We start from the raw sequence: 13,788 nt of genomic DNA, 5'->3' as shown, positions 1-13,788 counted from the left end.
ATATGATTTCTAAAAAAATAATAGCCGGATTACTTTTATTAAATACCTTTTTTGTAGTAGCGCAAGAGGTCAATAAATCAGATGCTAACGGAAAAAAAGAGGGAGTTTGGAAAGGAACTTATGAAGTATCTAAACGTCCTCGTTACGAAGGGACTTTTAGTCACGGAAAAGAAACCGGAGTGTTTAAATTTTTTGATGATACCAAAAAAGGAGATGTTGTAGCAACTCGTGATTTTACCGCTAATGACGGAAGTTCCTATACCATTTTTTACGATCAGAATAAAAATAAAGTAAGCGAAGGTAAGGAAATCGGAAAATCACGTGAAGGTGAGTGGAAATACTATCATAAGGCTTCGAAAGCAATTATGACGCTTGAAAAATACAAAGCCGGAAAATTAGAAGGAGCGAGAATCGTGTATTATCCGGATTCTAAAATTGCCGAGGAAATGACTTATAAAGAAGGTTTGAAAGAGGGTGTTTATAAGAAGTACGGGCAAAACGGAATTCTTTTAGAGCAGAGTACTTTTAAAAATAACGAATACAATGGCGATGCTGTTTTTTATGACTCTGATGGAGTTGTGGCTTCTAAAGGAAAATTTACCAGAGGGAAGAAGTCCGGGATGTGGCAGTTTTACTTTAAAGGAAAATTAACGAAGGAAGTTAATATGAGTGACCCTAAAAGTAGTTATCAGGCCGATTCAAAACCTAAAACGGAGTAATAATTTGTAATTAGAATGCCGCGGTATTTAGTTTTCCGGATTAATTTGAATTTTACCACTATAGAAGAATGAGAAGAACAAATTCTTAGGACTGGTTCTTTCTTATTGCGTTTGTATTGAGTGAATTGGGAATATATCGTTCGAATCTGATGATTTTTTTGTTCTTGTTAAAAAAAAACAAGAACTATTGCTGTTTTTTTAGTTAGTAAACATTTATATTCGATGCTGAATCTTGATTTCGCTAATTCACCTTTTAATTATAGAAGTATCTGGTAAAGCTTCTTCTTCACACAAAAAAAGAAAAAATATATGAAAAAAAACTACATTTTTTTATTACTCTTAGTGTTGACTGTTTTTTTTAGTAATGTGGCCGTCTCTCAGACTTCCTTAGGCTCATGCAGCAGTTTTATTAGCAACTTGAAGAAGGGGCTTACGGTCTCTGCCGGAAGAAAGGAAAGCAATAATGTTTTGCTTCAGATTGCGGATTCAAAAAGTTTTAGCGGAAAAATAAACTACAAAGAGTCGAGCATTTCGAGTGAATATTTAATCGGAGAGATTAAAAATGTTTCCGGATCTTCTTTTTACCTTAAGGTAATGGAAAAATCACTTGAAGGACATATTATTCTTAAGAAAACAAATGAAGCATACAAATACTCATCAGATGTTCATGGAAATGCTTATGTATCAAAAGTGGATATTAATTCCTTGATTTGTGTAGATTATGCTACTCTGTCACAAAAGGAAGCAAAAACTGCAAAAAATAGTTCCGCTACAATTAATGCAGATCTGTTAAAGTTAGAAAGTTTTCCTGGTGGGATAGGATGTGTATTATTGGATTTTGATGGACATACGATGCCTGCGGGAAGCCTTTGGAATAATGGAGGAGCAATTTATGCTCTCCCTTCAGGAATGAGTGATGCTTTTATACTTCAGGCTTTTGAGGTTGTTGCAGAAGATTACAGGCCTTTTAATTTAAATATTACAACAAATGAGGCTGTTTTTAATACCTATCCAAAAACAAAAAGAAAACGTGTTGTAATCACTCCCACAGATACTGCAAGTCCTGGAGAAGGAGGTGTAGCTTTTATAGGATCTTTTACATGGGATAATGATGTTCCGGCCTGGTGTTTTAATGTCAATACTGGTAAAGCAGCAGGAGAAACAGCTTCTCATGAGATCGGGCATCTCTTTTCATTAAAACATGATGGGCGTACTTCTCCTAGCGAAGGGTATTTTTCAGGGTTAAACGGAACTTCTTGGGGGCCGATTATGGGAACGTCTTTTGTCAGACCCGTTTCGCATTGGAGTAAAGGTGAATATAATAATGCTAATAATACCGAAGATGATGTTGCAATTATTTCTGATAAAAGCTGGGGAATAGGTTACAGAACTGATGATTATGGAAATAATACAGCTTCAGCATTTAATCTGACGCTAAGCAGTAAAGGAGAAATTATTAAAAGAGATGGTGTAATAGAAAAAGAAAGCGATAAAGATTTCTTTAGTTTTACTACTAGCGGAGGAGATGTGAGTATCGAAGCAAATACAGTAAGCAGATGGGGAACTGGTAATCTTCATATTTTGATTCAGTTGTACAATTCGGCAGGTGTCGAAATCGGGCAGTATTGGGACTCCGATCCGTACAATCTAGATGGGTTTATGTTTGCAAATCTTTTGGCTGGTAAGTATTTTATCAGCATTAGTGGGGTTGGTGCAGGAGATAAAACTAATGGCGGGTATTCGGCGTATGGTTCTATCGGAAGTTATTCTATTTCCGGAACTATTCCAAATACTAACCTGAACACCTTATCGTTTGATAAAAACTTAAACTTTGTGATATATCCTAATCCAAGTAATAAGATTATAACAATTAAGTCAGATCACGATGCGACTTTAAACCTCATTACGATATTAGGGAAAACTATAACAACATTTAAAGTGAAGGCTAATGTAGAGGATATCCTAAATGTTGAAAATTTATCCAGTGGTATTTATTTTCTTAGCGAAATGCATGAAGGCAAATTAATCACCTATAAATTTGTGAGAAAGTAATAAGTTTTATTTACAACGGCATTGTATAAACTAATCAAAAACTACTGCAATTTTCAAAAATAGGGCTTATCTTTGCAGCCTTGTAAAAACATAAACAATTTAGAATGAAACGTGTAGTTGTTGGACTTTCCGGTGGAGTAGATTCAAGTGTTGCTGCTTATTTATTGCAACAACAGGGATATGAAGTTATTGGCCTTTTTATGAAAAACTGGCACGATGATTCGGTTACGATTTCTAATGAATGTCCGTGGTTAGAAGATAGCAATGATGCTTTATTGGTAGCGGAGAAACTCGGTATACCGTTTCAAACAGTTGATTTAAGCGAAGAATACAAAGAAAAAATCGTTGATTATATGTTCAACGAATATGAAAAAGGAAGAACTCCAAATCCTGACGTACTTTGCAACCGCGAAATCAAGTTTGATGTTTTTATGAAAATCGCTCTAAGTCTTGGAGCCGATTATGTGGCGACCGGACATTACTGCCAAAAAAGCGAAATTGAAGTGGACGGAAAAACGGTTTATCAATTGGTTGCCGGAAATGATGTAAACAAAGATCAGTCGTACTTTTTATGTCAGTTGTCTCAGGAACAATTATCCAAAGCATTGTTTCCAATCGGAGCATTAACTAAACCTGAAGTTCGTGAAATCGCTGCTGAAATGGAATTGGTTACAGCCGAAAAGAAAGATTCGCAAGGACTTTGTTTTATTGGGAAAGTGCGTTTACCGGAGTTTTTACAGCAAAAACTACAGCCAAAAGAAGGTCTTATCGTTCAAATTGACAAAAACGATCCAATCTATACCATTGAAAAACCAACAGGAATTTCTCTGGAAGACGAATTGAAAATAGAGTCTCAAAAACTGGATTATCTTCCAACGATGGGTAAAGTGATGGGAAAACATCAGGGAGCACATTATTTTACAAACGGACAAAGAAAAGGCTTAAATGTTGGAGGTACTACAGATCCGTTATTTGTAATTGCTACGGATGTTGATACGAATACCATTTATACCGGCTTAACAAGCAATCATCCGGGCTTATTCAAAAAAGCATTGTTTGTAGGTAATTCTGAAGTACACTGGGTTCGCGAAGATTTGAAATTGAAGGAAGGACAACAAATGGAAGTGATGGCAAGAATTCGTTACCGTCAGCCATTACAGAAAGCAACCTTGTATCAGTTTGAAAACGGAATGTATGTTCGCTTTGAGGAAGCTCAGTCCGCCATTACCGAAGGTCAGTTTGTGGCCTGGTATTTAGAGAATGAATTAGTTGGTTCGGGAGTAATTTCTTAGCTTTATACTTTTTTACGGAGGTTTCACCTTTAAAAAAGTAATCATGAAGCACTATTTTGTCTTTTTGTTGTTGATTTTTTCTTCCGCGGTGTTTTCGCAGGAAGACGCATGGGTATACTTTAAAAATAAACCCAACGCACAGGCATCTCTTAATGCTCCGCTTACAATTTTGACACAGCGTGCCTTAGACCGGAGAGCCAATCAAAATATTGCGTTAGATTTTACCGATGCACCTATAGAGGACTCTTACATCAATCAGGTTAGATCGAGTTCGGGAATAACTATTATGGCAAAATCCAAATGGTTAAATGCACTTCATATTAGAGGAACTCAAACCGATATTACTGCACTTACGGCACTGTCATTTGTCGATAAAGTGTTTTTCGCCAATAAAAATCTGAATGCAACTTCTAAAAAAGTAGCCGAGAATAAGATAAGTAAGGTAAAAGACAAACTGAAATCAAAAACGGATTATGCCTACGGAACTTCAGGAGGACAGATAGAAATGCTGAATGGAAAAGTGCTGCACCAACAGAATAAAACCGGCTCGGGAAAAGTAATTGCTGTTTTAGATGCAGGTTTTCCGGGGGTCAATACCGCTTTACCATTTAAGAAATTAATCGATAATAATCAGATTTTAGGAGGGTACGATTATGTGAATAGAAATGCTAATTTTTATTCAGGAGACAGCCACGGAACAATGGTACTTTCAACAATGGGCGGTTATAAAGAAAATGCTCTGGTAGGTACTGCTCCTGATGCTTCTTATTATTTATACATCACCGAATATGACCCTACCGAGAATCCGGTAGAAGAATCGTATTGGGTAGAGGCAGCAGAAGAAGCAGACCGTGTAGGAGCTGATATTATTACAACTTCTTTGGGGTATTTTGAATTTGATAATCCAAACTACACGCACACGTATAGCGATATGAACGGGACGACTAACTTTATCTCCCGTGGAGCCGAAATGGCTTTTAATAAAGGAATAATCGTGGTTGCTTCGGCTGGAAATGAAGGAGCTACAACTGAACCTCATATTGGAGGACCTGCAGATGCTGTTTCGGTAATTACAGTAGGTGCTGTAACTTCTTCGAAAGTTAGATCAGGTTTTAGCTCTATAGGACCAAGTTCTGACGGAAGAATTAAGCCGGATGTTATGGCACAAGGTACGGCAGCTGTTGTATCTGATACCGGGGGAAATATTACAATGATAAACGGAACTTCGTTTTCTTGTCCAATTATGGCAGGAATGATTGCTTGTTTGTGGCAGGCTTTTCCATCCAAAACAAATAAAGAAATTAGGCAGATGATTCTGCAGTCTTCTGATCGATATACGACACCCAATAATAATTATGGTTACGGAATTCCTAATTTTGGAGCCGCTTTAGGAGTGTTAGACTTCAAGTCTTTAGGAGAAGTTTTTTCTGTTTTTCCAAATCCAACTAAAACAGCGATTTCCTTTTTGTTTGAGAACAGTACCGCTTCTGTTTCTGTGTACTCTGTTCTGGGGCAAAAGCTAATCGAAAAACAAATTACAAATCAAAACCCTATTCTTTCTGTTGAAGGATTAAAAAGCGGATTGTATTTTTATACTTTTGATGCTGATGGTCTTCACAAAACGGGAAAGATAATTAAACAATAACTACATTTTTGAATGAACAGAATTACACAACTTTTTAAGATCAAATATCCAATTATTCAGGGAGGAATGATCTGGAACAGCGGTTATAAATTAGCAGCAGCAGTAAGTAACGCGGGAGGTTTAGGTTTAATTGGAGCAGGTTCTATGTATCCCGAAGTTTTACGTGAACATATTCAGAAATGCCAAAAAGCGACCAGTAAGCCATTTGGAGTTAACATTCCGATGCTGTATCCAAATATCGAAGAAATTATAAATATTGTGGTGGAAGAAGGAGTGAAAATTGTTTTTACTTCCGCCGGAAATCCAAAAACGTGGACTTCGTTTTTAAAAGAAAAAGGAATTACAGTCGTACATGTAGTGAGCAGCAGTGTTTTTGCCTTGAAAGCGCAGGAGGCAGGTGTTGATGCTATCGTGGCCGAAGGATTTGAAGCAGGAGGACACAATGGACGTGACGAAACGACAACCTTAACTTTAATCCCGATGGTGAAAGAGAAAGTTCAGATACCACTTATTGCTGCCGGGGGAATTGCAACAGGCAGAGGAATGCTTGCTGCAATGGTTTTAGGAGCCGATGGAGTTCAGGTGGGAAGCCGTTTTGCCGCTTCGATCGAATCTTCGGCGCATGATAATTTTAAAGAAACGATCGTTAAGGTTAGGGAAGGAGATACACAACTGACTTTAAAAGAACTGGCACCTGTTCGATTGATTAAGAATAAATTCTATCAGGACGTTCAGGAATTGTATGAAAAATGTCCTTCGAAAGAGGATTTGGTGCAGCTTTTAGGAAGAGCAAGAGCTAAAAAAGGAATGTTTGAAGGAGATCTTGAAGAGGGAGAACTTGAAATAGGTCAAATTGCAGGATTAATTCATGAAATTTTACCGGTAGAGCAAATTGTTCAACAAATGATGTCCGATTTTGAAGTTGCCTGCCAGGAAAAGGCTAAATTTGAGTTCTAAATTACCCCCAAGAAATACAATATGAATCCTACACGCACTTTTATACTTTTACTTTTTTTCGGACTTGGTTTACAGCAAACTTTTAGTCAGTCTTACCAGTTTAAAACATCTGGTTTTAGTGTTTTGGAAAAAAATGAAAAAGGGAAATGGGGTGAATGGTCTAATCTTGATTTGGTTAACCTTTCGGTAATTCTGGATACCAATAAACACAGAATTGTGGTTTACTCGCAGGAAATACAGCTTTTTAGTATTTTGGATTACATTGAGAGAGAAGAAAATGATACTGATATTGTTTATTCTTTTATGTGCAAAGACAATGACGGCAAAGCCTGTAAGTTATCTATCATCACGCGAAAAAAACAGGATTTCCGCAAACAGCTTTATATCAACTACGACGATCATATTATTGTGTATAATATGGTTAGTGTGTAGTTTGAGATTCTGAGTTGCTAAGGTTCTAAGTTAGTATACTTTCTTAGAGTCTTAACAGCTCATAGCTTTAGTATCTTTTATTAAATCCGACAAGTTTTTGAAACCTTTCGGATTTAGTATAATAATGAAGTAATTACGCTTCTTAGAACCTTAGCAACTCAGAATCTTAGTGTCTTTTATTAAGAATCAATATCCTTAATAAACTCATCATATTCCAGATAAAACATTTCCAGAGCATGCATTTTTTCATTAAAGAAATCAAAAATAGCATCCCAGTTATTGCGGTTACTAAAACCAACACCTGGTTTCTCAACCCAAATACGACTAATCGTTTTACCACTTTCAAGCGTATAGTTTTTTTCGAAAACCAAATCTTTAATGAATTCTTCCTCCAGAATATTTTTTAATGCTTCAATTTTTTCAAAATAGGCATTTCGTTTTTCATCACTTCTTTGTTCGATATCAATTAGAACCTGTGCTTTTTTATTGTCTACATAAAATTTAAAGGAAAAATCTTTAATTTTGGTATCATAAAGTACCCATTTGCGAGGGTATTTTTCGGCGAATGCCACCCAGAATTCTCTTTTTATCTTTTGTGATTCTTCTTTACTGTACATTTTTAAGACTTGATTTTAGAAAACTTGTAGAACCGCGTTTTCTGGACTATATTTATATTTTATTTAAAAGTACAAAAATAAACTTTGCTTATGGATTTTCAAGACTTTTTGCAATATGTTCCTAATTTAATTCCGGCAGTATTACCGGCGGAGTTGGCTCATATTAAAATGGCACCAAAAGAACGCCTCGAAGCCTTGAAGAATCTTGATTTGAAAGATAAAAATCCGCGTATCGCAGCGGTCATGATGTTGTTTTATCCAAAAAACAATAAAACACATCTTGTATTGATTGTCCGAAACGCATATAATGGAGTTCATTCGTCTCAAATTGCATTCCCTGGAGGAAAATACGAAACGACTGATGCAAATTATGAAGAGACTGCTTTGCGTGAAACACAGGAAGAAATAGGCGTTGCACCTGAAAAAATAGAGCTAATCAAACATTTTACGCCTATGTATATTCCGCCAAGCAACTTCTTAGTGCATCCTTTTTTAGGTATTTCCAAAGAAGAGCTTTTATTTTATCCGGATATCAGGGAAGTAGCGAGTATTATAGAATTACCCCTCTCTGTTTTTTTGAATGACGAAATTGTTATTGAAGTCACATTATCAACTTCTTATGCAAATAATGCTTTAGTTCCCGCATTTAACATACAAAATCATATTGTTTGGGGAGCAACTGCCATGATATTGAGTGAACTGAGAGATGTTTTAAAAACGACTTTTGGCGAAAAAGTATAAAGGATAAAAAATAACAATTTGATATTCATAGTCCTACCGGTTTATTTTAGAAATTGTTTTAAAGGATCGGTAAAAGAATAATTTTTGTAAGTTTGCGTCCTAATAAAATAATACAATTGACAGCTATGGGATTGTTTAAACGAAATCCTTTCGGACATATATTATTCATCAAGAAATGGTTGATCCGTATTCTGGGAGCCATGACTCACCGAAGATATAGAGGTTTTAACGAATTGCAGATCGAAGGATCGGAAATTATTAAAACGCTTCCGGATACAAATGTTTTGTTTATATCGAATCACCAGACCTATTTTGCTGATGTTGTGGCGATGTTTCATGTGTTTAACGCAAGTTTAAGCGGACGTCAGGATACTATTAAGAATATCGGATATTTGTGGCAGCCCAAAATGAATATTTATTATGTTGCTGCCAAAGAAACCATGCAGGCCGGATTATTGCCAAGAATTTTGGCTTACGTTGGAGCGATTACAGTAGAAAGAACCTGGCGTGCAAAAGGTGTTGATGTTACCGAAAAGCGTGATGTTAACCCAAACGATACAGAAAATATCAGAATTGCACTCGAAGATGGATGGGTAATTACATTTCCGCAAGGTACAACTAAGTCATTTAAACCTGTTCGTAAAGGAACGGCACATATCATAAAACAGCACAAACCTGTAGTAATTCCAATTGTTATTGACGGTTTCCGTCGTTCTTTTGATAAAAAAGGACTACGAATGAAAAAGAAAGGAATTTTACAGTCTTTCATCATCAAAGAACCTCTTGAAATTGATTATGAAAACGATACCATCGAAGAAATTGTTGAAAAAGTAGAATATGCAATCGAACAACATCCTTCATTTTTAAAAGTTATTCCGGCAGAAGAAATCAAAGTACAGGAAGAGCTTAATAAAATGAGAAGATGGGATTACTAGATATTTTAGATTGCTTTTTTTGTTTCAGGGTTCAAAGTTTCAAGTTTCAAGTTTCAAAATAAACTTAGTAACTTGGTTTCTTAGAGCCTTAGTGCCTTAGTTTCTTAGCACCTCTTATCAGAAATCAATTTTCTTAAGCTCCTTATAATTTGCATATAACCTGCGCAGTAGCGTTCCGTAAAGTAATCTGTAAATCCCCCAGAAGATTCCGAAAAGAACCAGCACAAGCAATACCAATGCGCCGATTGAGAACAGCATTGCTTTTCCATTTAAGGCTAATTTTTCTCTAATAATTGCCATATCCGGATTGTAAACATATCCGATGAAAAAGCTGAGTATAGACGAAACCACAAGCATACCTAAATTGTACCAAACATAATACTGAACCGTTTTTCGGGTTTTTAATATACTGCTCATTAACAGTTTGGTAGAAACAGTAGTGGTGATGGTTTTATAGTTTTTATAGAAAAAGTAGATAAAAACAAAAATTACGATATAATTAAAATACAATAAAATATCCATTACCAGAATGATCTCAGGATGATTCATTTTCTTTAGATCAGCATCTACATTTGAAAAGTAGTTCGAGATGGTCCAAAACAGTACTTCCAAAATGCTGATAATTAAAATCCACTTCACGATGGAAGACGATTTTTTGTGAATCATTTTGTAGATTTCCTTTTCTGATATTTGTTCAAAAGAATCCGAGTTCTTTTTCCAGTCTTTTTTTAATAAATCCAGTTCTTTCATAATAATTTTTAAGGATTTAGTATTTTTTTAAGTTTCCCTTTAATTCTGTTCATTTTCACACGAGCATTCACTTCGCTGATTCCTAAGGTTTCTGCTATTTCTTGATAATCTTTGTCTTCTAAATACATAAAAACTAATGCTTTTTCGATGTCATTAAGCTGATAAACTGCTTTGTACATCAATTTAATCTGTTCTTCTTCTTCATAATTGTAATCAACATCTTTTATAAAATGCTGATGACTTTCATATTCTACGGTTGATACGGTTCGTTTAGTTTTTCGGTATAAGGTAATAGCGGTGTTTAAGGCAACTCGATACGTCCAGGTCGAAAATTTGCTGTCGCCTCTAAATTTTGGATACGCTTTCCAGAGCTGTATAGTGATTTCCTGAAACAAATCTTTGTGAGCATCTTCGCCGGCAGTATATAATCTACATATTTTGTGGATTATATTCTGATTTGCCTGCAATTGCGTAACAAATGACTGTTCTAGATTTTCGCTCATAAATTTATTAGTAGTGTTGAAATCTATTTTGTTACAAGGTACTGTTTATTTTTTTTTGCTTGCCACAGATTATAAAGATTTAAATAGATTTTTGTCATAAATCTGAGGTCAGGGTTATTTACTATTATTTATTTCAACTAAAAGCATCTGAAGGAAATCTTTTTAATTCCTAATAATCTGTGGCTAAAAACCCCAGTGTAATTTCCAGTGATTTTTTACAATTCTCTGGTCTTATAATAATTCACCATCAAGTCTACAAATTTACTATAACTCTCCAAGCCGTCTTTCTGATGATTTATTTTTAAAAAATTATCATAGAAAACATGAAAGCCTTTATCAATAAAAGTATCATATTGTTTCCAGAAATCCTGGCTTTCCTGATAGTTTTTTAGAATTCCCGGATGGATTTGTTTTTTTAATTGTTTAAAAATAGTTTCATTTTTAACCTGCCAGATGCCTAAACAATAGCGTAGCGCAAAGCTGTAACCGGAATATTTATAGTACAAATTATCATTTTTAACCGAAGCCAGAACCCCAATAAAATTGCACTCACTTTCGCTGGCAAACCCCATTTGATGTGCCATTTCATGACAGGTCGTTACGGGAAAATTATACATAGGTAATAAATCATTGACCTGTGCTTCATTAGTGAACGGATTAAGATAACCTCCAAAGCCCATATAAGTTAATGGCAGACTAAAGAGCGATTTTTTAACGCTCGGAATTTCGTAGCTGAAATAATGGTATTCTTTTGCCAGATTTTCATATCCGTTTAAATTCATTCTAAAAGCTTCATCTTGAGTGTATGGAAAGACAATTTTAGCGCTGTCATTTTTAGTTATAAGAAGTTGAATCTCGTTCGTTTTTAAGATTAATTTCTTTGTAAAAACTAATAAGTCGGCGTCACTATATTCCTTTGTGATTTGCATTTTTTCAAATAGAGGTTCGCGATAATAATTGAAGGCCCAAAGGAGATGGAAGAAAAAGTAAAAAATGGAAATTTTACCCAGCATCGTTAAAATATGATCTTTCCAATCTGTTTTCCATGTTTTTCTAATCTTCCAAAACCAGCTTATCGCTGATAAAATTAAAATAGCATAAATGCAATCGCCTACAGAGAATGAAACTTTGCCTAAAAGCGTTCTGGAAAAATGTGAAATTCTAATGTATAAGTTGTTGCTGTAGAGCCCTTCTACAAAATCAGGAAAGAAGGGGAGAATTTTTAAGAGGATAATCTGAACAACAAGAAATAGGGGCAAGATGTATTTCGATTTCACAATTTTAGTTTTGAATTACGTAAATATAAATACAATATTAGAACTATAAAAGAGGCGTTTTGCGGAATTTGTTTTTTAGCCATCAGATTAATGCTAATTCGTGAAATTTGTGACGAAAAAAGCATTTAAACTTTGTAACTTTGGAGCTCTTAATTGTTAAACTACAAACAAAAATATAATGAGTCAGGAAATTAGAAATCTGGAACCAAAGGCACTATGGAATAAGTTTGCCGATTTAAATGCCGTTCCACGTCCGTCAAAAAAAGAAGAGCGTGTAATTGAATTTATGAAAGACTTTGGAAACAGCTTAGGTTTAGAAACTTTTGAAGACGAAATCCGAAATGTAATCATCAGAAAACCGGCAACTCCGGGAATGGAAAATCGCAAAGCAATTGTAATGCAGGGGCATTTGGATATGGTGCACCAAAAAAATGCAGATACTGTTTTTGATTTTGATACTCAGGGAATCGATATGTATGTTGATGGTGACTGGGTTCGTGCGCGTGGTACAACACTTGGTGCGGATAATGGATTGGGAGTAGCGACAATTATGGCAATTTTGGAAAGCAAAGATATTCCGCATCCGGCTATAGAAGCTTTGTTTACAATTGATGAGGAAACCGGAATGACCGGAGCTTTAAATCTTAAAGGAGGTATTTTGCAAGGACAGATTCTTTTGAATTTAGATACAGAAGAAGATGATGAAATTGATATCGGCTGTGCCGGAGGAATTGATGTAACCGCGACAAGAACTTATAATGAAGAAGAAGTTCCGGAAGGATCAGTTGGACATATTATTACCGTAAAAGGGCTTAATGGAGGCCATTCAGGTATGGATATTAATAAAGGATTAGGGAATGCTAATAAGATCATGAACCGTTTGCTGTTTGATGCTTTTGAAAATTTCGGATTACAGGTAGCGGAGATTAATGGAGGAAGTTTAAGAAATGCAATTCCGAGAGAAAGTGTAGCCAAAGTAATTATTTCTGAAATGTTTGATGAGGCGTATATTTTTGATATGCAGGAAATCATTAATGACATTAAGGCGGAGTACAAAACGACCGAACCTAACTTATCTATTGAAATCGTAAAATGCGACTTACCGGAGAAAGTAATGGATTTAGGGGTTCAGGAAGGTATTATTCGTTCTATTTATGCGGCTCATAACGGAGTATACAGAATGAGTGCCGATATGGAAGATTTAGTAGAAACATCAAATAACATTGCGAGAGTAATTGTGAAAGATGGCGAAATAACTATCGGATGTTTAACACGTTCTTCTGTTGAGACTTCAAAATTTGACTTGGCTAATGCATTGCGTTCTGCTTTTGAATTAGTAGGTTGTGAAGTGGAGCTTTCAGGTTCTTACCCTGGTTGGACACCAAACGTAAATTCGGAGATCTTAGATACTTTGGTTGGAATTTATGAGAAACAAAATAACGAGAAACCAAAAGTAGTAGCTTGTCATGCAGGTCTGGAGTGTGGGATTTTAGGAACAAACTATCCGGATATGGATATGATTTCTTTTGGTCCGACTATTCACGGGGCGCATTCTCCTGATGAGAGAGCTAGTATTTCATCAGCTCAGAAATACTGGAAATTTGTATTGGAAATCCTTTCGAACATTCCTGTTAAATAATAGTATTCAGTCGCAGTTTACAGTCGCAGTTTGCAGTTCTTTAATACTGAATACTGCGGCTGAGACTGTAAACTGAGACTGCGACTAAAAATTAATCTCGCTTAGGCGAATTTTTCTTTTCCCTTTTTTCTTCTTTCTTTTCTTTAGCCGTTTTTAGCGGTTCTTTTTTTGCTGTTTTCTTAGCATCCTGACCTTTTGACATAATTTTTTTATTTTAGTTATTTGATTG

At 35.5% G+C, this 13,788-nt stretch carries 13 protein-coding genes; 9 read left to right on the top strand and 4 right to left on the bottom strand.

What is annotated here, in order from left to right:
* Window positions 1-2: 2 nt before the first annotated feature.
* The 6 genes from BHE19_RS09120 to BHE19_RS09095 all read left to right on the top strand — a co-directional run bounded on the left by BHE19_RS09120 (window position 3) and on the right by BHE19_RS09095 (window position 7,097).
* Window positions 3-719 (top strand): toxin-antitoxin system YwqK family antitoxin, encoded by a 717-nt coding sequence (locus BHE19_RS09120; RefSeq protein WP_070906837.1) that lies wholly within the window; start codon window positions 3-5, stop codon window positions 717-719.
* Window positions 720-1,028: 309 nt separating this feature from the next.
* A complete protein-coding gene (locus BHE19_RS09115; RefSeq protein WP_070906836.1) occupies window positions 1,029-2,771 on the top strand; it encodes a T9SS type A sorting domain-containing protein in 1,743 nt (580 codons plus the stop codon).
* 104 nt (window positions 2,772-2,875) lie between these two features.
* Window positions 2,876-4,063 carry a tRNA 2-thiouridine(34) synthase MnmA gene (gene mnmA / locus BHE19_RS09110; RefSeq protein WP_070906834.1) on the top strand — a complete coding sequence of 396 codons (1,188 nt, stop codon included), beginning with the start codon at window positions 2,876-2,878 and terminating at the stop codon, window positions 4,061-4,063.
* A 43-nt stretch (window positions 4,064-4,106) separates the two neighbouring features.
* Window positions 4,107-5,708 carry a S8 family serine peptidase gene (locus BHE19_RS09105; protein WP_070906831.1) on the top strand — a complete coding sequence of 534 codons (1,602 nt, stop codon included), beginning with the start codon at window positions 4,107-4,109 and terminating at the stop codon, window positions 5,706-5,708.
* Between the two features lie 12 nt (window positions 5,709-5,720).
* Complete coding sequence (locus tag BHE19_RS09100) at window positions 5,721-6,665, top strand: NAD(P)H-dependent flavin oxidoreductase (RefSeq protein ID WP_070906829.1); 945 nt, start codon at window positions 5,721-5,723, stop codon at window positions 6,663-6,665.
* A gap of 21 nt (window positions 6,666-6,686) precedes the next feature.
* Entirely contained in the window at window positions 6,687-7,097 is a 411-nt protein-coding gene (locus BHE19_RS09095; RefSeq protein ID WP_017497349.1) for a hypothetical protein, read from the top strand.
* Window positions 7,098-7,276: 179 nt separating this feature from the next.
* Here the strand turns inward: BHE19_RS09095 and BHE19_RS09090 are convergent, their stop codons facing one another.
* The gene (locus tag BHE19_RS09090; RefSeq protein WP_070906827.1) at window positions 7,277-7,714 is read right to left on the bottom strand and encodes a DUF4268 domain-containing protein; all 438 of its coding nucleotides are present in this window, start codon (window positions 7,712-7,714) and stop codon (window positions 7,277-7,279) included.
* Between the two features lie 90 nt (window positions 7,715-7,804).
* On the opposite strand from BHE19_RS09090, the gene BHE19_RS09085 reads away from it, so the two are divergent.
* Together BHE19_RS09085 and BHE19_RS09080 are read left to right on the top strand one after the other, a co-directional pair.
* Window positions 7,805-8,455 (top strand): NUDIX hydrolase, encoded by a 651-nt coding sequence (locus BHE19_RS09085; RefSeq protein ID WP_070906825.1) that lies wholly within the window; start codon window positions 7,805-7,807, stop codon window positions 8,453-8,455.
* Between the two features lie 125 nt (window positions 8,456-8,580).
* On the top strand, window positions 8,581-9,390 hold the full coding sequence (locus tag BHE19_RS09080) for a lysophospholipid acyltransferase family protein (protein ID WP_017497352.1): 810 nt from the start codon (window positions 8,581-8,583) through the stop codon (window positions 9,388-9,390).
* Between the two features lie 117 nt (window positions 9,391-9,507).
* Here the strand turns inward: BHE19_RS09080 and BHE19_RS09075 are convergent, their stop codons facing one another.
* The 3 genes from BHE19_RS09075 to BHE19_RS09065 all read right to left on the bottom strand — a co-directional run bounded on the left by BHE19_RS09075 (window position 9,508) and on the right by BHE19_RS09065 (window position 11,920).
* Window positions 9,508-10,140, bottom strand: coding sequence for a hypothetical protein (locus BHE19_RS09075; protein WP_017497353.1), 633 nt, complete (start codon window positions 10,138-10,140; stop codon window positions 9,508-9,510).
* An 8-nt stretch (window positions 10,141-10,148) separates the two neighbouring features.
* Window positions 10,149-10,643 carry an RNA polymerase sigma factor gene (locus BHE19_RS09070; RefSeq protein WP_017497354.1) on the bottom strand — a complete coding sequence of 165 codons (495 nt, stop codon included), beginning with the start codon at window positions 10,641-10,643 and terminating at the stop codon, window positions 10,149-10,151.
* A gap of 215 nt (window positions 10,644-10,858) precedes the next feature.
* Complete coding sequence (locus BHE19_RS09065; protein ID WP_070906823.1) at window positions 10,859-11,920, bottom strand: DUF3810 domain-containing protein; 1,062 nt, start codon at window positions 11,918-11,920, stop codon at window positions 10,859-10,861.
* Window positions 11,921-12,098: 178 nt separating this feature from the next.
* Between BHE19_RS09065 and BHE19_RS09060 the strand changes: the two genes are divergently transcribed.
* Window positions 12,099-13,559 (top strand): aminoacyl-histidine dipeptidase, encoded by a 1,461-nt coding sequence (locus tag BHE19_RS09060; RefSeq protein WP_070906821.1) that lies wholly within the window; start codon window positions 12,099-12,101, stop codon window positions 13,557-13,559.
* The last annotated feature ends 229 nt before the right edge of the window (window positions 13,560-13,788 follow it).

Origin of the sequence: Flavobacterium tructae (assembly GCF_001853485.1) — a bacterium.
GTDB lineage: Bacteria > Bacteroidota > Bacteroidia > Flavobacteriales > Flavobacteriaceae > Flavobacterium > Flavobacterium tructae.
The sequence above is the reverse complement of the archived record's forward strand: the minus strand, read 5'-3'. Positions and strand labels throughout refer to the sequence as shown.

Bases quoted from the DNA above. Each gene is read 5' to 3' on its own strand.
- BHE19_RS09120 (WP_070906837.1), top strand. From the start codon at position 3: ATGATTTCTAAAAAAATAATAGCCGGATTACTTTTATTAAATACCTTT.
- BHE19_RS09115 (WP_070906836.1), top strand. From the start codon at position 1,029: ATGAAAAAAAACTACATTTTTTTATTACTCTTAGTGTTGACTGTTTTT.
- mnmA (WP_070906834.1), top strand. From the start codon at position 2,876: ATGAAACGTGTAGTTGTTGGACTTTCCGGTGGAGTAGATTCAAGTGTT.
- BHE19_RS09105 (WP_070906831.1), top strand. From the start codon at position 4,107: ATGAAGCACTATTTTGTCTTTTTGTTGTTGATTTTTTCTTCCGCGGTG.
- BHE19_RS09100 (WP_070906829.1), top strand. From the start codon at position 5,721: ATGAACAGAATTACACAACTTTTTAAGATCAAATATCCAATTATTCAG.
- BHE19_RS09095 (WP_017497349.1), top strand. From the start codon at position 6,687: ATGAATCCTACACGCACTTTTATACTTTTACTTTTTTTCGGACTTGGT.
- BHE19_RS09090 (WP_070906827.1), bottom strand. From the start codon at position 7,714: ATGTACAGTAAAGAAGAATCACAAAAGATAAAAAGAGAATTCTGGGTG.
- BHE19_RS09085 (WP_070906825.1), top strand. From the start codon at position 7,805: ATGGATTTTCAAGACTTTTTGCAATATGTTCCTAATTTAATTCCGGCA.
- BHE19_RS09080 (WP_017497352.1), top strand. From the start codon at position 8,581: ATGGGATTGTTTAAACGAAATCCTTTCGGACATATATTATTCATCAAG.
- BHE19_RS09075 (WP_017497353.1), bottom strand. From the start codon at position 10,140: ATGAAAGAACTGGATTTATTAAAAAAAGACTGGAAAAAGAACTCGGAT.
- BHE19_RS09070 (WP_017497354.1), bottom strand. From the start codon at position 10,643: ATGAGCGAAAATCTAGAACAGTCATTTGTTACGCAATTGCAGGCAAAT.
- BHE19_RS09060 (WP_070906821.1), top strand. From the start codon at position 12,099: ATGAGTCAGGAAATTAGAAATCTGGAACCAAAGGCACTATGGAATAAG.